This window comes from Leucobacter soli (assembly GCF_042659205.1).
In the GTDB taxonomy this organism is placed as follows: Bacteria; Actinomycetota; Actinomycetes; order Actinomycetales; family Microbacteriaceae; genus Leucobacter; species Leucobacter soli.
The window spans coordinates 1-18,155 of the sequence record NZ_JBHSRW010000031.1 but is presented as its reverse complement, the minus strand read 5'-3'; the positions used below and the strand labels follow the sequence as shown (position 1 = coordinate 18,155).

The 18,155-nt window shown below is 69.4% G+C and carries 13 protein-coding genes, 1 tRNA gene and 1 pseudogene; 2 read left to right on the top strand and 13 right to left on the bottom strand.

Annotated features, from left to right (window positions below):
* Positions 1-264: 264 nt before the first annotated feature.
* The 11 genes from thrB to ACFPZL_RS03770 all read right to left on the bottom strand — a co-directional run bounded on the left by thrB (position 265) and on the right by ACFPZL_RS03770 (position 14,387).
* Positions 265-1,185, bottom strand: a complete 921-nt coding sequence (gene thrB / locus ACFPZL_RS03820; RefSeq protein ID WP_218115892.1) for a homoserine kinase — start codon at positions 1,183-1,185, stop codon at positions 265-267.
* Positions 1,182-2,492 (bottom strand): homoserine dehydrogenase, encoded by a 1,311-nt coding sequence (locus ACFPZL_RS03815; RefSeq protein ID WP_218115891.1) that lies wholly within the window; start codon positions 2,490-2,492, stop codon positions 1,182-1,184. The genes thrB and ACFPZL_RS03815 overlap by 4 nt, the downstream gene beginning before the upstream one ends.
* Positions 2,489-3,937 (bottom strand): diaminopimelate decarboxylase, encoded by a 1,449-nt coding sequence (lysA, locus tag ACFPZL_RS03810; protein ID WP_218115890.1) that lies wholly within the window; start codon positions 3,935-3,937, stop codon positions 2,489-2,491. The genes ACFPZL_RS03815 and lysA overlap by 4 nt, the downstream gene beginning before the upstream one ends.
* A 231-nt stretch (positions 3,938-4,168) precedes the next feature.
* Positions 4,169-5,032 carry an LmeA family phospholipid-binding protein gene (locus ACFPZL_RS03805; protein WP_236022088.1) on the bottom strand — a complete coding sequence of 288 codons (864 nt, stop codon included), beginning with the start codon at positions 5,030-5,032 and terminating at the stop codon, positions 4,169-4,171.
* A 5-nt stretch (positions 5,033-5,037) separates the two neighbouring features.
* On the bottom strand, positions 5,038-6,711 hold the full coding sequence (gene argS / locus ACFPZL_RS03800; RefSeq protein WP_218115888.1) for an arginine--tRNA ligase: 1,674 nt from the start codon (positions 6,709-6,711) through the stop codon (positions 5,038-5,040).
* A 109-nt stretch (positions 6,712-6,820) separates the two neighbouring features.
* The gene (locus tag ACFPZL_RS03795; protein ID WP_218115887.1) at positions 6,821-9,781 is read right to left on the bottom strand and encodes a metallophosphoesterase; all 2,961 of its coding nucleotides are present in this window, start codon (positions 9,779-9,781) and stop codon (positions 6,821-6,823) included.
* Between the two features lie 261 nt (positions 9,782-10,042).
* Positions 10,043-10,115, bottom strand: a tRNA-Arg gene (locus tag ACFPZL_RS03790).
* 58 nt (positions 10,116-10,173) lie between these two features.
* Complete coding sequence (locus tag ACFPZL_RS03785; RefSeq protein ID WP_218115886.1) at positions 10,174-11,088, bottom strand: ABC transporter permease; 915 nt, start codon at positions 11,086-11,088, stop codon at positions 10,174-10,176.
* The gene (locus tag ACFPZL_RS03780; RefSeq protein ID WP_218115885.1) at positions 11,085-11,975 is read right to left on the bottom strand and encodes an ABC transporter permease; all 891 of its coding nucleotides are present in this window, start codon (positions 11,973-11,975) and stop codon (positions 11,085-11,087) included. Before ACFPZL_RS03780 ends, ACFPZL_RS03785 begins: the two co-directional genes overlap by 4 nt.
* Positions 11,968-13,164 carry a polyamine ABC transporter substrate-binding protein gene (locus ACFPZL_RS03775; RefSeq protein WP_218115884.1) on the bottom strand — a complete coding sequence of 399 codons (1,197 nt, stop codon included), beginning with the start codon at positions 13,162-13,164 and terminating at the stop codon, positions 11,968-11,970. The genes ACFPZL_RS03780 and ACFPZL_RS03775 overlap by 8 nt, the downstream gene beginning before the upstream one ends.
* Before the next feature lie 38 nt (positions 13,165-13,202).
* A complete protein-coding gene (locus ACFPZL_RS03770; RefSeq protein WP_218115883.1) occupies positions 13,203-14,387 on the bottom strand; it encodes an ABC transporter ATP-binding protein in 1,185 nt (394 codons plus the stop codon).
* A 243-nt stretch (positions 14,388-14,630) separates the two neighbouring features.
* Between ACFPZL_RS03770 and ACFPZL_RS03765 the strand changes: the two genes are divergently transcribed.
* Entirely contained in the window at positions 14,631-15,686 is a 1,056-nt protein-coding gene (locus ACFPZL_RS03765; RefSeq protein ID WP_218115882.1) for an Rv2578c family radical SAM protein, read from the top strand.
* A 195-nt stretch (positions 15,687-15,881) separates the two neighbouring features.
* Positions 15,882-17,054: a PQQ-dependent sugar dehydrogenase gene (locus tag ACFPZL_RS03760; RefSeq protein WP_236022085.1), complete on the top strand. Its 1,173-nt coding sequence runs from the start codon at positions 15,882-15,884 to the stop codon at positions 17,052-17,054.
* Positions 17,055-17,157: 103 nt separating this feature from the next.
* Here ACFPZL_RS03760 and ACFPZL_RS03755 read toward each other — a convergent pair whose 3' ends face one another.
* On the bottom strand, positions 17,158-17,979 hold the full coding sequence (locus tag ACFPZL_RS03755) for a GNAT family N-acetyltransferase (RefSeq protein WP_218115881.1): 822 nt from the start codon (positions 17,977-17,979) through the stop codon (positions 17,158-17,160).
* A gap of 30 nt (positions 17,980-18,009) precedes the next feature.
* Positions 18,010-18,155 (bottom strand): annotated as a pseudogene (locus tag ACFPZL_RS03750) (tRNA (adenosine(37)-N6)-threonylcarbamoyltransferase complex transferase subunit TsaD); the annotation flags it as partial.

Below are 18,155 nucleotides of genomic sequence, written 5' to 3'. Positions count from 1 at the left end.
ACTGGCACGGCGCGAGCGGCGGCGCGGCGCGGCCTCGGCGGTGGTCTGCGCCTCGGCGGCGGTCTCTGCTACGGCCTCGTTGCTTTCGATGGAGTTCTGCTCCACGGTGTTCCTTTCGGCGGTGTGCCGTGGTCGACGCGCACATACGGATCGCGTTGCTCCACGGCGGCGCCCTCTCGCGATTCGGAGAACGGCGCAAAATGAATCGCCGGGTGACCCGGCGAAGGAATGATCCGCGAACTCAGGCCGACGACGATGTCGCGGCTACTGGCGGATCCCCTCTACTGTAGCACCCTTGATGTCCACGGCGAGCAGCAGCGGCCGCCAGCCGCCACCGTGGGACTCGGCGATCCGAGCGGCTTCCAGGCGCTCGGCGGGGTCGCAGGCGAGGACGAGGATCGACGGGCCGGCGCCCGAAACGACCGCTGCGTGTCCGGCACTCCGCAGGGCGGCGATCAGGTTCCGGGTCTGCGGCATGGCCTCGCCCCGGTAGTTCTGGTGCAGGCGGTCCTCCGTGGCCTCGAAGAGCAGTTCGGGGCTCTGCGTCAGTGCCGCGACGAGCAGCGCCGAGCGCGAGACGTTGAACACCGCGTCCTCGTGCGGCACGTGCTTGGGCTGCAGGCTGCGGGCGAGCTCGGTCGACATGGTGAAGTCGGGGACGAGGACCAGCGGAGAGATGCCGCGGTGAACCATCAGCCGCTTCACGCGGGGACCCTCGGCCGTCGTCCAGGCGATGGTCAGGCCGCCGAACAGCGCCGGGGCGACATTGTCGGGGTGGCCTTCGAGCTCGGTCGCGTAGCGCAGCCGGGCATCGTCGTCGAGGAGCAGCGGAGCGTCGGGGTCGCGCGCGAGCAGGCCGGCCGCCGCGGTCACACCGGAGACGATGGCCGCGCCGGAGGACCCCATGCCGCGGCCGTGCGGGATGCGGTTGTTCGCCTCGATGTCGAGGCCGGGCATCGCACGTCCGACGCGCTCGAACACGTGCGCGATCGAGCGGGCGACGAGATTCGTCTCGTCTCCCGGGACCTCGCCCTCGCCCACGCCCGAAACGGCGACCGTGATACCGGGGGTCGGGCGGGTTCTGACGACGAGGTCGTCCCCGTAGCCGAGCGCGAGACCGAGCGTGTCGAAGCCGGGACCCAGGTTGGCGCTCGTCGCAGGGACGTGGACGCGCAGTGCGGTCATGCGCCGCCCTCCAGTCGGAGCACGCTGGTGACCGCGGTCACCACGGCGCTCCCGCGCAGCGCATCGACGGTGGCGGCGAGATCCGCCTCACGGGAGATGTGAGTACCGATCACGAGGGTCGCGGTTCCCTCGGCACCGTCGGCGACCGTCTGCTCGACGCTCGCCGCGGAGACGCCGTGCTCTGCGAGCAGGCCCGCGATCTCCGCGAGCACGCCGGGCAGATCCCGTACCTCGAGCATGATCTGGTAGCTGGTGCTCACCTCGCCGATGGGCAGGACGCAGAGGTCGGCATGCGAGGATCCGGGGATCCCGGGGCCGCCGATGACGTGGCGTCGCGCTGCCGAGACGAGGTCGCCGAGCACAGCCGAGGCGGTCTCGACGCCACCGGCGCCCGCGCCGTAGAACATCAGCTCGCCGGCGGCCTCGGCCTCGACGAAGACCGCGTTCTTCCCGCCGTGGACCGCGGCCAGCGGATGGTCGCGGCTGATCAGCGCCGGGTAGACGCGTGCGGAGACGCCCGTGGTCCCATCCGCTGCGGTGAGGCGTTCGGCGATCGCGAGCAGTTTGATGACGTAGCCCGCATGCCTCGCGGCCTCGATCTGGGCCGAGGTCACTCCGCTGATGCCCTCCCGGTACACGGCGTCGACGGGGACCACGGTGTGGAACGCGATGCTCGCGAGGATCGTCGCCTTCTGCGCGGCGTCGTAGCCCTCGACGTCGAGGGTCGGATCCGCCTCAAGATATCCGAGTTCGCTCGCGACGCGCATCGCATCCTCGGCGCTGTCTCCGAAGCGGTCCATGCGGTCGAGGATGTAGTTCGTCGACCCGTTCACGATCCCGAGCACGCGGGTGATGTGATCGCCGGCGAGGCTCTCGCGCAGCGGCCGGATGATCGGGATCGCTCCGGCGACAGCGGCCTCGTAGGAGAGCTGCGCACCGACCTGCTCGGCGGCGTCCGCCAGCTCCGGGCCGTGCTCGGCGATCAGCGCCTTGTTGGCGGTGACCACGTCGGCGCCGCTCTCGAGGGCGCGCAGGATCAGCTCCCGCGCGGTCTCGATGCCGCCCATGAGCTCGACCACGATGTCGGCGCCGAGCACGAGCTGCTCCGCGTCCGTCGTGAAGAGCTCGCGCGGGAGGTCGACGTCTCTGGGCGCGTCGAGATCGCGCACCGCGATACCGGTCAGGTGCAGCCGCGCTCCGACGCGGGCGGCGAGTTCGTCCCCCTGCTCGAGCAGGAGCCGGGCCACCTGGGCGCCGACCGACCCGCAGCCGAGCAGCGCGACGCGCAGATCTCGGTAGCCGTTCACTTGGTTTCTCCGTTCGTGTGGTCCGTCGTGTTCGATGATCGTTCCGGGATGACGCTGCGGGCGAGCAGATCGTCCTCGGTCTCGCCGCGGACGATCGTGCGAGCCTCACCATCCCGGATCGCGACCACCGGGGGCCGCGGCACGTAATTGTAGTTGCTGGAGAGCGACCAGCAGTAGGCGCCGGTCGCCGCTACCGCGAGCAGGTCGCCGGGCGCCACGTCACCGGGCAGGACGTCGCGGTTCACGACGATGTCACCGGATTCGCAGTGCCGCCCCACCACGCGGACGAGCGCCGGATCCGCCGCCGAGCGGCGGTTCGCGAGCCGCACCTGGTAGTCCGCCCCGTAGAGCGCCGGCCGCGGGTTGTCGCCCATGCCGCCGTCGACGCTCACGTAGAGGCGCTCCGCGTAGCCGAGGTCGGCCGGATCGCCGCCCGCGTCGCTGCCGGAGAGCCGCACCGCCTTCGTGGTGCCGACGGTGTAGAGCGTCACGCCGGCGGGGCCGATGATGAGGCGCCCCGGCTCGAACGCGAGCCGGGGGATCGCGATCCCGGCCTCGACGCAGGTCTCGGCGACGATGTCGGCGAGTTCGCGGGCGATCCCCTCGATGGCGGGCACCTGATCGACATCCGCCGAGGTGTAGGCGATGCCGTATCCGCCGCCGAGGTTGAGCTCCGGGATCGGCGCGCCCACGGCCTCTCCGAGTTCGCGGTAGACCCCGAGCAGGCGCCTGGCCGACTCGCGGAAACCGTCGGTGGCGAAGATCTGCGAGCCGATATGGCAGTGCAGCCCCAGCAGCTCGAGGCTCCCGTGCGCCGCGATCCGCGTCCCGAGTTCGACGGTGCGCTCGAGCGGCAGGCCGAACTTCTGGTCCTCGTGCGACGTGGCGAGGTAGTCGTGGGTCGAGGCGTGGACGCCGCTGTTGACGCGTAGCCGCACGCGCTGACGCACACCCGCAGCCGCGGCCGCGGCCGCGACCCGGTCGATCTCCTGCTCGCTGTCGAGGACGATCGTCCCGACACCCGCGTCGACGGCGCGCGCGATCTCCGCCTCGGACTTGTTGTTCCCGTGGAAGCCGATCCGGCCGGGTTCGACGCCGGCTGCGAGCACGACCGCGAGCTCTCCCCCGCTGGCCACGTCGAGGTTCAGCCCCTCGTCGGCCATCCAGCGGGCCGTCTCGACGCAGAGGAACGCCTTGCCCGCGTAGTAGACCGTCGCCTCCGCGCCGACGCGGGCGAACTCGCGCTGCAGCGCCTCCCGGGTGCTCCGCGCGCGCTGCCGCGCGACGTCCTCGTCCACGACGTAGAGCGGCGAGCCGAAGCGCTCGACCAGATCGGTCGCACGGATCTCGCCGATCTTCAGGATGCCGCAGTCGCGGCCGCGGCGCGCGGTCGCGGGGAAGACACGGGGATCGATCGCGTTGAGGTCGCTGGGCACGGCGCTCATCGTTGCTCCTGGCTGGTCGGTTCGGCGTCCGCGGCACTCGCTCGGCCGCGCATCGGCGGCCTGCGGCGAGCGGACCCGGATTGGCCCCTGAAGCCGGCGAACGGAGAGACCGGCTCTCGGAACGGACTCGACCAGTTTAGCCAGTCGCCGTGCCGTCGCGGGAACATGGTGCGGTGAGCGATCGGCGGCTCGGCACGGGGCTCGTACGACCGCCGGTATCGAGCGCGCGGTTCAGCAGCTGCCGGTCTCCAGCTGCGCCGGATTCGAGAGGATGTCGGGGGCGACCGCGACGGTCAACCGCGCCGCGCCGGTGCTGAGCAGATCGATGCCGGTGAGCTCCAGGCCGGTCGGCAGGCGATCGGCCACGCACACGTCGTGCGGGCTCAGCATGCCGTCGAAAGTGCCGCCCGTGAGCTCGCGCAGTCGATCCGCGCTGAGGTCGAAGCCGGCGGCCCCGACCGCGCGCGGCTCGATGACCACATCGCCGTCCGCGACCGAGAGCCCGAGCGTCGCCTCGAGCCTGACGTCCGCGCCGAACAGGGCGACCTCGCGGGAGACCACGAGCTCGCCCCCGCTCACGACGCCGCCGTCGGCGACCCCGGCGGTGAAGAGGCCGATGGCTGCGGGCAGCTCGTCCTTGCCGATCATCAGCGAGGCCGACGCCCCGCGGATCTCGCCCTCGCTCACCGCGAAGGGCACGGAGTCGGCGCGCAGGCGCACCGTTCCCGTGAGCCCGTCGATCAGTTGCGCGTCGTCGACCTCGACCTCGACCGTGCTCAGCCTGCCGGTGAGCACCGAGGGCAGCTCGAAGGCGCCGAGCCGCACCTCCACCGGGTGCTCCTCGCTGAGGCTCAGGTTCTCGCGCACGACGGAGGAGACGATGCCCGGGACGATCAGCCGGATGGCGAGCTCCGCCGCCCCGATGACGAGCAGCAGCACGACGACCGGGACGGCGATCCGGAGCCAGCGGCGCCGACGGCGCGGCGGCTCGAGCGCCTCGGGCCGGTCATCGTCGCGCGGCGGGATGGAGTCCGGGAGCGGCACGGTATCGGCGGATGCGGCGACGTCGGGTACGGTGCGGCTGGATCCCGGCATCCCGTTCACAGCCGCTCGGGCGCCGAGACGCCCAGCAGGTCGAGCCCGTTCCGGATCACCTGGCCGGCGGCGTCGTTCAGCCACAGTCGGGTGCGGTGCAGATCCGTTACCGGCTCGTCGCCGAGCGGGATGACCCGGCAGTTGTCGTACCAGCGGTGGAACGCACCGGCGAGCTCCTCGAGATAGCGAGCGATCCGATGCGGCTCGCGCAGCTCGGCGGCACCGGCCACGATGCCCGGGTACTCCTGCAGCTTCCCGAGCAGTTCGGTCTCGGTCTCGTGCGTCAGCGATCCGGGTTCGAAGGCGCTGCGGTCGATCCCCGCCGCGGCCGCGTTGCGATCCACCGCGCAGGTGCGGGCGTGCGCGTACTGCACGTAGAAGACCGGGTTGTCGTTGGTCCGGCTGCGCAGCTTCTCACCGTCCAGGGCGAGCGGAGAGTCGGCCGGATAGCGCGCCAGCCAGTAGCGCAGCGCGTCGGATCCGAGCCACTCGAGCAGGTCGTCGAGCTCGACGATGTTCCCGGCGCGCTTCGAGAGTCGGGCCCCGTTCAGATTCACGAGCTGGCCGATGAGCACCGTGATGTCGGTCTCGATGTCGTCTCCCGCGGCGCCCGCGATCGCCGTGAGACGCCCGATGTAGCCGTGGTGGTCGGCGCCGAGCAGGTAGATCTTCTCGCCGAAGCCGCGATCCTGCTTCGACAGGTAGTAGGCCGCATCGGCCGCGAAGTAGGTGAAGATGCCGTTCCCGCGCGTGAAGACGCGATCCTTGTCGTCACCGAAGTCGGTTGTGCGCACCCAGATCGCATCGTCGGCCTCGAACACGTGGCCCTGCGCCCGCAGACGGTCGATCGCAGCCGCGATGGGGCTCTCCTCGCCGTCCGGGCCGGGCGTGTGCAGGGTCCGCTCCGAGAAGAACACGTCGAAATGCACGTTGAAGCGCTCGAGCGAATCCTTGATCTCGACGAGCTGCTGCTGGTACGCCGCCTCCTGCGCCTCGGCGAGCGCGGCAGGGCGATCGTTCGCCGCGAGCTCGGCGAGCCCCGGTACCTGCTCGACCACCTTGCGACCCAGCTCCTGGATGTACTCGCCCGGGTAGGCGTCTTCGGGCGCGGGCTCGCCGAGCGCGGCGGCCAGCACCGAGCGCCCGAACTTCTCCATCTGCGCACCGGCGTCGTTGATGTAGTACTCGTTGGTGACCGCGGCCCCGGCCGCGCGCAGCACGCGCGAGATCGAATCGCCGAGCGCCGCCCAGCGCGTATGGCCGAGGTGCAGCGGACCGGTCGGGTTCGCGCTCACGAACTCCATGTTGATGTTCTGGCCCGCCAGCATGTCGCTGCGGCCGTAGGCCTCGCCGAGTTCCACGACGCGGCGGGCCGTCTCGCCCGCGCTCGCGGCGTCGAGCGTGATGTTGATGAAGCCCGGGCCCGCGACCTCGGCCGCGGCGACCCCGTCGACTGCGGCGACCGCCGCCGCGATCTCCTGCGCCAGCTCCCGAGGGTTCGCGCCGATGCGCTTCGCGAACTTCATCGCGGCGTTCGACGCCCAGTCGCCGTGCTCGCGGTTCTTCGGCCGCTCGACCGCGGTGTCCGCAGGAGTCACGGCGATCCCGACCTCGGCGCGCGCACCGATGATGTCGGTGAGGATCCGGGCGAGCTGGGCGGCGAGTTCTTGAGGCGTCACGAGCGTCAAGTCTACTCAGCCGCAGGCGCGTGGGCCGCCCCGGCCGCGGAACGGAACGGGAGAAGGGGACCGCGCCGAGACGCGATCCCCTCCCTGCTCGGGCGAACCCCTACTTCAGGCGCACCTTCGCCGTCTTCACGGTCTTCTTCACCGTGTAGACCGTCGAGGCGCTCGAGGCCTTCGATCCGGGCAAGGACACCCGCACCGTGACCTTCTTGCCGGCCTTGAACTTGGCGACCTTGGGCAGTTTGACCGTGCCGCTGCCGTTCTTGAGCTTCACCGTGTAGCTGCGCTTCGCGCCAGTGGTCTGCACGGTGACGGTCGCCGTCTGCGCGGCCGGCTTCACGCCCGTCGCGCCGGCGAGCGACACGGTGAGCTTCAGCTTGCGGCCCTTGAGCGCCGTCGCCTTCACCTTGGCGCTCGCACTCTTCTGCAGCTTCGCCGCCTTGAACGTCGCCGCGGTCGAGTACGATCCGGCTGCCGACCAACCGTTATCGGGGACGAACCAGGCGATGATGGAGTGGGAGCCGGCCGAGAAGGTGCGGGTGAGCTTCGCGGTGCCGGTATCGGCGTTCACACGAGCGGCGCCGACCCACTCACCGCGATCGGCGAAGATCACCGAGCCCGCGATGCCCTTCGACACCGTGGCGGTCAGGCTCTGCTTCAGGCCGGGCTGCGTCTTGATGGCCAGGCTCGTCGTGGTCGCGATCGGCGACCAGGTCGCATCCTTCCCGTCCTTACCGTCGGCACCGTCCTTGCCATCGGCGCCATCCTTACCGTCAGCGCCGTCCTCACCATCGGCGCCGTCCTTACCGTCGGCACCATCCTTGCCATCGGCGCCGTCCTTGCCGTCAGCGCCGTCCTTGCCGGGAGGGCCTGCCGGGCCGGGCTCGCCGGTGCCACCGGTCGGGATCTCCACGCCGGGCTCGGTCACGTACTTGGCCCCGCTCGCGTACTTGGTCACGGTGACCTCGTCGAACAGCTCGCCGACGGCCGGCACGGTCGCAGCCGCGTACGTCGGGCGCTCGCCCTCGGTCTCGGGCACGACCTTGAAGCTCTTCGCGCTGCCGGTCTTCTCGGCGACGTAGGAGCGGTAGACCAGCTGATCCTTGCTGACGTCGACCACCTGGTAGGTGGTGACGTACTCGCCGCGGAGCACCTGGGTGGCGCCGTTGTTGGTCCACACATTGTTCGCCTCGGTGGCGAGGTTGTAGTGCTTCGCGCCAGAGTTCGAGACCGCGTAGACCGGGCCGCTCGTCAGGCCGGTGGTCTCGGTCTTGCTCGTGTTCTTGTAGCCGCGGGCGTAGGTGTGATCGTGGCCCATCAGCACGAGATCGATGTCGTTCTCCTCGAACACCGGCACCCAGTACTTGCGCAGCACCGGCTCGTCACGGCCCGACGAGGTCGAGTAGACCGGCTGGTGGAAGGTGACGACGTTCCACTTCGACGGGCTGTTCTTCAGCACGTAGTCGAGCCACTCGGCCTGGTACTGCGTCCAGAGATCGGCGACCTTGGTGCTCGGGCAGTCGGCGCCGGAGCAGCTCGGCAGCACGGTCGGCCGCAGGAAGGTCGTGTCGCGGGTCGCGTTCAGCGTGATGAACCGCACGTTCTGGTAGTCCGAGTAGTAGACGGTCTCGGCAGCGAACTCGGCCCAGTGGGCGTAGTACGCGGCGTACTGGCGCGCCACGTCGGTGTCGCCCACGGCGAGGTTCGCGAGATCGCCGATCGAGTCGTTGTCGGGCTGGTTCAGCGGGTACTCGAAGTGCGCCTTCCACGACTTGAGCAGGTTGTCGCCCGAGTACTCGTGGTTGCCGGGGGCCGCCATCACGTTCGTGCTGGTGGCCGAGTGCTCCATGCCCTTGAACCAGTTGCGCCACTGGGTGTCGTTGCTGCCGGTGTCGATCAGGTCGCCCGCGTGCACCGAGCCGATCGAGCGGGGCGCCTTGGCCTCCGCCTGCGCCACGACGCCCGGCCAGGTGGTGTCGAGGCCGATCTGGGCATCGCCGTAGTAGACGAACTGGAAGTCCGTCTTCTTCGGGTCGGCAGTGGTGAACTCGAACCACTCGCTCCAGCTGCCGGGCAGCCCGACGCGGTACTTGTAGGCGGTCGCCTTCGTGAGGCCGCCGATCGTCGCCGAGAAGTGCTGGTTCTGGTTGCCGTTCACCTTGCCGACGGCGGTCGCGTCGACGAGGCGGCTCGCGCCGCCGGCGACCGGCACGATTTCGACCTTGCCGATCTCGTGCGAGACGTCGCCCGCGGTCCACGAGAACGACTGCGAGGTCGCGGGGTTCTTGGTGGGGGTGAGGATCACGCGGGTCGGCGCCGCGACGACGACGGTCGGGTCGCCGCCGGGCTCCTCCTCGTCGTCGGCCTTCGGGGTGAGCGTGAGCGAGTCGACATCGAAGTAGGCGTCGGATGATGCGGCGCGATCCTGGTACAGCGCGACCGCGACGGTGTTGGCGCCGTCGCGCAGCAGGTCGGCCGGCACGGTGAAGCTGCCCTCGACCGGGTTGCCGCCGTTCTCACCGGCGTACTGCAGGTTGCTCTCGAGGGTGTCGTCGACGCGACCGTCGCGGAAGTTCGCGACCTTCTCGCCGTTGACATAGATGCGTACCGCGTCGTCGTAGACGATGTTGCCGACGGCCGCTTCGAGCTGGTCGGCGACGCCGGTATCGAGCGTGAAGGTGGTACGGAAGAAGTAGGTGGGGATGGCGGGCTGGAACGTGCCGTCGATGTAGTGGTCGAGCTTCGTCACCGGCGTGTACGGGCCGACTGCTCCGAGGGCGTTGTTCTTCACCCCGAAGGCGCTCGCTGCCTGCTTCCAGGCGCTGTCGTCGAAGCCGGGCGCGGCCCAGCTATTGCGATCGGCGTCGCCGGCGGAGGGGTCGACGTTGGTGTCGAGGTACTTCCAGGTCGTGCCGGTGCTGATCACCGGCGTGGTGGGGATCTCGACTTCGGCTGCCGAAGCCGCACCCGTTACGGGTACGACCAGGGCTCCGCCGAGCAGAGCGGCGAGCGCGAGGGTTGCCCCGCCGCGCGTCGCCCACGGTGCACGGACTTCGTTCGTCATGTCTTCCTTCGTTCGCTGCGTTCACATGCATCGACCGCACTGCGAGCGGCCACGAACCAGCACACCGAACTCAGGTAGCGCCGCGACCCCGAATACATGGCCGCTATGGGAAGGGCAGGTTAAATTCTTCGAATCTTGATAGCGATAATTCTTATCATTCAGGAGAATGCCGGCACACTGCCGGCCCCGGCTCTGGCCCCGATCCAATGAAAAGCGGGGCCGGCCGGCCATTTCTGACCAGACGACCCCGCTTCGAACGAGTGCCCCCGGAGGGATTCGAACCCCCGACCTACGGTACCGGAAACCGGCGCTCTATCCCCTGAGCTACGGAGGCGCACCGCACAAGCTTAGCGCACCGGAGCCGGTCCTCAGGCCACCACCCGGGATCGCGCTTACCCGCCCGCCATCGTGCGGGCGATATCAGTGCTGGAGTCGCCCGCGCGCTTCAGCACGATCGCGACGATCGCGAGCGCGATCAGCGTGAGGAGCAGCATCAGCGTCGACACGGCGGCGATCTCGGGCCGGAGCCCACTGCGCAGCGCGCTCAGCACGTACACCGGCCACGGCGTCGACCCCGAGACCTGCACGAACGACGCCACGATCGTGTCATCGAGCGCGAAGGTGAACGACAGCAGGAAGCCGGCGAGGATCGCCGGCATCGCCAGCGGCAGCGTCACCTTGCGGAAGGTCCGCGCGGGGGGCGAGTACAGGTCGGCCGCGGCCTCCTCCAGGTTCGCCGGCATGCCGACGAGGCGTGCGCGCACGATGTAGGTCACCACGGCGATCGAGAACAGCGAGCTGCCGACCGTGAGGCGCACGATGCCGTCGTTGAAGACGAAGAGGCCGAGATCCTGCCCCAGGAACACGAGCCAGGGCAGCAATGCGACCGCGGCCACGATATCGGGCGTCACCGCGACGAGCAGCAGGAACGCCACGAACCAGAGCGTCCACTTGCCGGGCCGGCGCGCGAGCGCGATACCGGCGAAGGTGCCGAGCGCGGCCGCGAAGATCGAGGCGATCAGCGCCACGCGCAGCGAGACCATCACCGCGTCGCTCAACACGTGCTTCTGGAACAGCGCGGCGTAGCTGTCGAGGCCGAACTCGTCGAAGGCGACGAGCAGGCGGCCGGTGTTGAAGGAATAGATCACGATCACGAGGATCGGCGTGAAGAGGAAGATGAAGACGAGGATGCTCCACCATTTCAGCAGCCGATCCGTCAGCGGCTTGCGCACCCGGTGCACCGGAGGCGCGGTCTCGGTATGCGACTCGGGAACGCCGAGCCGCTGGGCCCCATCGATCGCGGTCATGCCGCCACCCCCTCGAGCTTCACCTGGTTCTGGTACTTGAACGGCAGCGAGATCAGCCACGCCAGCAACGCGCCGACCGCGATGGTGATCGCGATCATGAGGATCAGCATGATCGCCATCGCCGAACCCAGCGCCCAGTTCTGGGCGGTCTGGAACTGCGAGGCCAGCATCTGCCCCACCATGTTGCCCTTCGCACCGCCGAGCACGACCGCGGTGATGTAGTCGCCCATCAACGGGATGTAGACGAGCAGCACGCCGACCACGATGCCGGGACGCGCGAGCGGGAAGGTGACCCGCATGAAGGTACGGATCGAGTTCGCACCGAGATCCTTCGATGCCTCCCGCGTCACCGCGCCCACCCGGTCGAAGGCGACGAACAGCGGCAGGATCATGAGCGGCAGATAGTTGTAGACCACGCCGAAGAGCACCGCGGAACGCGTGTAGAGCATGCTGATCGGGTCGAAGCCGATCGCCTGCAGCGCGGTCGAGAGCCACCCCTCGGGCGAGAGCACGACGAGCCAGCCGATGGTGCGCACCAGGAAGTTCGTCCAGAACGGCACGAGCACGAGCGCCAGCAGCAGGCCCTTCATGTTCGCCGGCGCCTTCAGCGCCATCCAGTACGCGATCGGGGCACCGACGATGAAGCACAGCAGCGTGCCGAAGATGCCGATCCACAGCGTGTTCGTGAACGTTCCGAGGAACGTGGGCGTGAACACCTCCGCGTAGCGGTCGAACGAGAGGACGTCGTTCGCATGCGTGCCGAACAGCCCCGGCTTGTAGCCGAAGCTGTACCAGAACACGACCGCGACCGGCACCAGGAAGAAGACGAAGAGCCAGATCCAGGCAGGGAGCGCGAGGGCGTAGCCCGGAGTGCGCAGTTTACGCACTGGCGGCTGCCTTCATCTTGTTGTAGATGTCGACGACGCGCTCGGTGGCTTCGTTTACCTCGCCCTCGTGCATGGTCGCGATCTGCTCCGGGGTGAAGAAGATCAGGTCGAGCATCGGCAGCTCGGCATCGCGGGCCTTCTGCTCGATGTCCTTCGCGCCCGTGTGGTAGCCGATGTAGCTCACGTTCAGCAGCTGGTTCTCGGGTTCCAGCACGAAGTTGATGAACGCGTGCGCCGCCTCGGGGTTCGGCGCGCTCGATGAGATCACCCAATTGTCGACCCACAGTTCGGTGGCGGGGGCGCCGAGCACCCACTGCCACTTGTCCGGATCCTTCGATTCGAGAATGCCCTGGCGCGCGTCGCCGTTCCACGCCTGGAACAGCGCGGCTGTACCCTGCGAGATGGCGCCGCCGCCGGGGTAGGAGTCGAACGTCGAGATGTGCGGCGCGAGCTCGTTCACGAGGAAGTCCTCAGCGGCCTGGAGCTCGGCCTCGTCGGTCGTGCTCCAATCGATTCCGTTGGCCCAGAAGTACATGCCGGTCAGCTCGGCCGGGTCGTCGAGCACGCTGGTCTTGCCGCTGGCCTCGTTCTTCGCTGCGTCGAGGAAGTCGTTCCAGGTCTTGAGATCCCGCTTGATGACGGTCTTGTCGTAGACGAAGCCTGTCGTGCCCCACGCCTTGCAGATCGAGTACTCGCCGTTCGGATCCCACGCGAGGTTCAAGAACTCGGGGTCCATGTGCTCGATGTTCGGGATCAGATCCATATTGAGCTTCATCAGCAGGCCGTGCTCGATGAGCTGCGGGATGTAGACGCCGGTCGGCACGAGGATGTCGTAGCCGGCCGTGCCCTTCGCGGCGATCAGCTTCGAGATCATCTCCTCGTTCGAGCCGTACGAGTCGAGGATGATCTTCGGGCCCAGCTCTGCGGTGAAGCCCTCGAGCACCTCCGGCGCGTCGTAGTCGCCCCAGGTGAAGATCGACAGCTCGTCCTCGAGCGGGCCACCGGTGGCCGTGGAATCCCCGCCGCCACCGGTGCTCGTTCCGCCGCCGCCGCTCGAGCAGGCGGCGAGCAGTGCGCTGCCGCCGACGATCGCGGTGGCCGAGAGCAGTCTCCGGCGCGAGAGGTTGCGCACGACACCGGGTACCTGCGAGGCGTCGGCCAGAATACGGATGGGAGTGTGTTCGGTCATGATCTTCCTCTGTCTCTCTGTGCGTCGTCGCTGCGTCGTCAAGTCGTGGGGATGGCCGTCGTGGTGGGCGGCGCGCTGAAGCCGTCTTCGGTGATGGCCTCGTCTTCGGCGAACACCTGGACCGAACCGGGGCGCCAGGAGCACCACACCCGATCGCCGACGCCGACGGCCGGCGCGTTCGGGGTCGGCAGCCGAGAGATCAGCGACATCTCGGGGCCGAGCTGCACGAGGAACTGCTGCGTCTCCCCCAGGTGGGAGACGCCGATCACCTTGCCTTCGACGGCGTTGGCGTCGACCGCCGGGCGGTCCGCCGTGATCTCGATGAACTCCGGCCGCACGGCTGCTCGTGCGCGCTGGCCCGGGCCGACAGCGGTGACGGCTGCTGCCGGCCGCAGCACCCCGTACTCGCTCGCGATGCCCGAGCCGTCGGCGGAGACCGTTCCCGAGAAGAAATTCTGCTGGCCGACGAACGAGGCGACGTAGGCCGACACCGGGTTGCTGTAGATCGTCGTCGAGTCGGCGAGTTGCTCGATCCGGCCCTCGCGCATCACCGCGATCCGGTCGCTCATCGAGAGCGCCTCGCCTTGATCGTGGGTGACGAAGACGAAGGTGATGCCGAGCTTCGCCTGGATCAGCTTGAGCTCGAGCTGCATCTCCTCCCGCAGTTTCCGGTCGAGCGCGGCGAGCGGCTCGTCGAGCAGCAGCACGCTCGGGCGGTTCACGAGGGCACGGGCGAGCGCGACGCGCTGCTGCTGGCCGCCCGAGAGCTGAGTCGGCTTCCGCTCGGCGAACGAGCGCATCTGCACCATCGCGAGCGCCTCGGCCACGCGCTCGCGCACCTGCGCCTTCGGCACCCGGCGCTCCTGCAGCCCGTAGGCGACGTTCTGCGCGACCGTCATGTGGGGGAAGAGCGCATACGCCTGGAACACCGTGTTCACGTTGCGCTTGTACGGCGGCACGCCGAGCACCGACCTGCCGGAGATGCGGAGGTCGCCGGCGTCCGGCTGCTCGAACCCCGCGATCATGCGCAGCGTCGTCGTCTTGCCGCAGCCCGACGGCCCGAGCAGCGAGAGGAACTCGCCGGGGCGGATATCGAGCGAGAGATCGTCGACCGCGGCCATCTCTCCATAGCGCTTGGTCACTCGATCGAGCACCACCGAGCCCTCCGCTTCGCGGGGCCCGGAGGCATCCGCCTCGACCGTATTCGACACCGTTGTCGCCATTCCAGACCCTCTCTTCAGACGTCTGACCGCTGGTCACCGGGGCCATTCCCGGTACAACCCGAGGCTATCGCATAGCCTCCGTGGTACCGGCGGAGCACCTCGGATCATGTGATCGAAGCGTTATCCGATGCCGGATCGCGCGGGGCACTCGAAGCCCTGCGCCGGGTACCCGGCGCAGGGCGGCATTGCAGGAGACTCCGCGAGCGCTTGCCGATGATTCGAATATATGTTCGAATGGTCGGCATGAGGTGGAACGGGCAGCGCGCAGCCGGAACGGCGGACGACGGAGCATTGCCGGGGCTCGCCCTCGCCGAGGTGGCCGCCGTACCGGGGCACCTGCGCTCGGTGCGCACCCCCGAGTTCCAGGGCGCGGTGTTCCACGAGGTGCTGGCCAAGAGCGCGCTGAACCGCGTGCCCGGGGGATCCTCGATGCCGTTCTCATGGACGGTCAACCCCTACCGCGGCTGCTCCCACGCGTGCGTCTACTGCTTCGCACGCGGATCGCACCGCTATCTCGAGCTCGACACGGGCCGGGACTTCGACTCGCAGATCATCGTCAAGGTCAATGTGGCCGAGGTCCTGCGCCGGGAGCTGCACCGCCCGAGTTGGGCGCACGAGCATGTGGCGCTCGGCACGAACACGGATCCGTATCAGCGCGCCGAGGGGCGGTACCGCCTGATGCCGGGCATCATCCGCGCGTTGTCCGAGAGCGGCACCCCGCTCTCGATCCTCACCAAGGGCACCCTCCTCCGGCGGGACCTGCCGCTGATCTCGGAGGCGGCGGATCGCGTGCCGGTCTCGCTCGCGATGTCGATCGCGGTCGGCGATCCGGCCCTGCAGCAGTCGATCGAACCCGGCACGCCGAGTACGCGCGCGCGACTCGAGACCGTCGCTACGGCGAGCGCGGCGGGGCTCGCCTGCGATGTCTTCCTGATGCCGGTGCTGCCGCGCCTCACCGACTCCACCGCCCACCTCGCCCGCCTCCTGAGCGAGATCCGGGAGGCGGGCGCCCGCTCGGTGATGTACGGGCCGCTGCACCTGCGCACGCACGTCAAGCCCTGGTTCTTCGCCTGGCTCGAGCGGGAGCACCCCGAGCTGCTGCCCGCCTACCGCTCGCTCTATCCGGGGAGCAGCAGCCGGGCGCCGCAGGCGTATCGTCGCGAGCTCGCCGCGCGGATCCGGCCGTTGATCCGCCGGTACGGGCTCGAGCGGGGCGAACGGCCGGCTCCTCCGCCCGCGCTCGCCCGCGCGGCGGGCTCCGGGCCGTCGTTCTCCCCCGAGACTCCGACACTGTTCTGATCTGATCGTGTCCGGCCCGGGATCGTCCTTCGCTCGGGCATCCGTCACGCCGGATCCCAAGGCACGATCTCGGACAGAGCCCGAGTCGGGACCATTCCTGATCCTGATCCCGATCCTGAGCGCGATCCCGATCCTGAGCGCGAGATCAGCGGCATCGGTTAGCGTGGGCGGCGCACGCGTTGAAGGGGGTTCGTCATGATGTCGCGCATCTGCGCACTGCTGCTCGCCTCGGCGATGACGGTCGCGCTCGCGGCCTGCGGCGGGACGGCGGAGCCGCCCTCGGAGGCCGAGGATCTGCCGACGATCGCCCCGCCCGAGACCGAGGAGCCCGATACACCGGAGCCCGAGGAGACGGCCGCGGAGCCGGCCGGCCCTCGCGAGGCGACGACCGGTCTCGAGGCGCCGTGGTCCGTCGTCTTCGTCGGCAACACCGCGATCGTGAGCGAACGCGACAGCGGCCGGATCTTCGAGCTCGCCGAAGACGGCTCGAAGCGCCGGATCACGACGGTCGCGGGTGTGGTGCACGGCGGTGAGGGCGGCCTGCTCGGGCTCGCCGTGCGGAGCTCCGCCGATGACGACGCGGTGATCGATCCGCAGACCGGAGAGGTTGCCGACGGCACCTACCTCTACGCGTATTCGACGGCGGCGAACAGCAACCGCGTGCAACGCTTTCCGCTGCGGGGCGAGCCGGGGGCGCTGAAGCTCGGCAAGGCGCGGACCGTCATCGACGGCCTGCCGAGCGCGGCGAGCCACAACGGCGGCAGGATCGCCTTCGGCCCCGACGGCAAGCTCTACGTCACCGTCGGCGACGCCGGGCAGCCGGGTCTCGCGCAGGATCGCGACAGCCTCGGAGGCAAGATCCTGCGCCTCACCGCGACCGGCAAGGTGCCGAAGGACAACCCGTTCTCGGGCTCCCCCGTCTACAGCTACGGGCACCGCAACCCGCAGGGCATCGCCTGGGATGAGGACGGCACGATGTACGCCTCCGAGTTCGGCCAGGACACCTGGGACGAGCTCAACGTGATCGAGGCGGGCGCGAACTACGGCTGGCCCGTCGTCGAGGGCGTCTCGGGCGACGACCGCTACACGGACCCGGTGCAGCAGTGGTCGCCGTCGGAGGCGAGCCCGAGCGGCATCGCCATCGCCGACGGCAGGATCTACATCGCGAACCTGCGCGGGCAGCGGCTGCGCTCAGTGCCGCTCGCGAATCTCGGCAAGGACAAGGACTACTTCGTCGGCGAATACGGACGCATTCGCGACGTGACCCTCACCCCCGACGGCACCCTGTGGCTGCTGACGAACAACACCGACGGCCGCATCGAGCCGCGCAAGAACGACGACCGCTTCATCGACACCGAGATCCTCTGATCTTCCGATCCGCCGCCCGCAAGTGCTGAGTTGTGCGGGGTCGGGCGCGGGCGAACCCTGCACGACCGAGCAACTGCGCACTCGCGTGGGTCGAGGGCCGGGCTCAGCCCGCGAGCTGCCGCACGAGACGCTCCAGGGCGAGGCGGAAACCGGCGGCGGCGAGCGCCTCGCGAAGAGGCGCGGCGCGCGGCGGCACCGGGATCTCGACCAGGATCGTCCACAGCCCCGAGCTCTGCAGCGCGGCGAAGAGCAGTTCGAGTTCGCGGATCGTCCATGCGCTCTCCGCCTCGACGGGCGTGAGCAGGGCGAGCCGGTCCGGTGACACCCAGGTGTCGTCGGGGCCGGGCAGGAACTCGAGATCGAACCCGCTCCTCGCCGCGAGCTTCACGAGCGAGCCGTCGAGAAACGTCACCCGCCCGGCGCCGGGCTCCTGAGCGGGAGGGGTCGAGCGCATCCAGGTCTCCGAGTACGGCAGGTGGCCGCTGCGCAGGTAGAGCGCCTTCGCCCGGTCGTTGCCGCCCATCACGTCGATGATCCCGAGCTCGGCTCCGCGCCCCGCCGCCTCCTCGAACACGAGCCGCATGAGTTCGCTCCCCGCACCCGTTCCGCGCGCCTCGGGCAGCAGGCTCAGCGTCTCGAGAACCGTCGCGGCACGGAAATCGAGCTCCGTCTCGAAGGCAAGAGCGTAGCCGATCGGCCGATCCGCGCCGGAGCCGCTCGCGTCGTCTCCCCGCGCCAGCCAGACACCGGCCCACGGGTGCCCCGCGAAGATGCGTTCGTAGTGGGCGGCGCGCAGCGGCCAGCTCTGCTCGCGCGGGATCGTCGCGAGCCCCGCGGCGCCGACGGAGACGTGGTGATCGAAGAGCGCCTCCCAGAGCGGCCGCAACTCGTCGAACAGCTCGCCGCCGCCGAACTCGATCCTCATACCCGCTCCTCGATCAGCATCGGATATCGCTCAGAGCTGGATCTGCGTGACCGGCAGCGTGGAGTCCGCCCCGAAGCCGAGCCCCGAGGGCGCGCTACCGGCGGCGACGAGCTGCGCCCCGAGCGAGGCGATCATGGCGCCGTTGTCGGTGCACAGCGAGAGCGGCGGGACGCGCA

Bases quoted from the DNA above. Each gene is read 5' to 3' on its own strand.
- ACFPZL_RS03755 (WP_218115881.1), bottom strand. From the start codon at position 17,979: ATGAGGATCGAGTTCGGCGGCGGCGAGCTGTTCGACGAGTTGCGGCCG.
- ACFPZL_RS03770 (WP_218115883.1), bottom strand. From the start codon at position 14,387: ATGGCGACAACGGTGTCGAATACGGTCGAGGCGGATGCCTCCGGGCCC.
- ACFPZL_RS03775 (WP_218115884.1), bottom strand. From the start codon at position 13,164: ATGACCGAACACACTCCCATCCGTATTCTGGCCGACGCCTCGCAGGTA.
- ACFPZL_RS03785 (WP_218115886.1), bottom strand. From the start codon at position 11,088: ATGACCGCGATCGATGGGGCCCAGCGGCTCGGCGTTCCCGAGTCGCAT.
- ACFPZL_RS03760 (WP_236022085.1), top strand. From the start codon at position 15,882: ATGATGTCGCGCATCTGCGCACTGCTGCTCGCCTCGGCGATGACGGTC.
- thrB (WP_218115892.1), bottom strand. From the start codon at position 1,185: ATGACCGCACTGCGCGTCCACGTCCCTGCGACGAGCGCCAACCTGGGT.
- ACFPZL_RS03795 (WP_218115887.1), bottom strand. From the start codon at position 9,781: ATGACGAACGAAGTCCGTGCACCGTGGGCGACGCGCGGCGGGGCAACC.
- ACFPZL_RS03765 (WP_218115882.1), top strand. From the start codon at position 14,631: ATGAGGTGGAACGGGCAGCGCGCAGCCGGAACGGCGGACGACGGAGCA.
- ACFPZL_RS03805 (WP_236022088.1), bottom strand. From the start codon at position 5,032: ATGCCGGGATCCAGCCGCACCGTACCCGACGTCGCCGCATCCGCCGAT.
- lysA (WP_218115890.1), bottom strand. From the start codon at position 3,937: ATGAGCGCCGTGCCCAGCGACCTCAACGCGATCGATCCCCGTGTCTTC.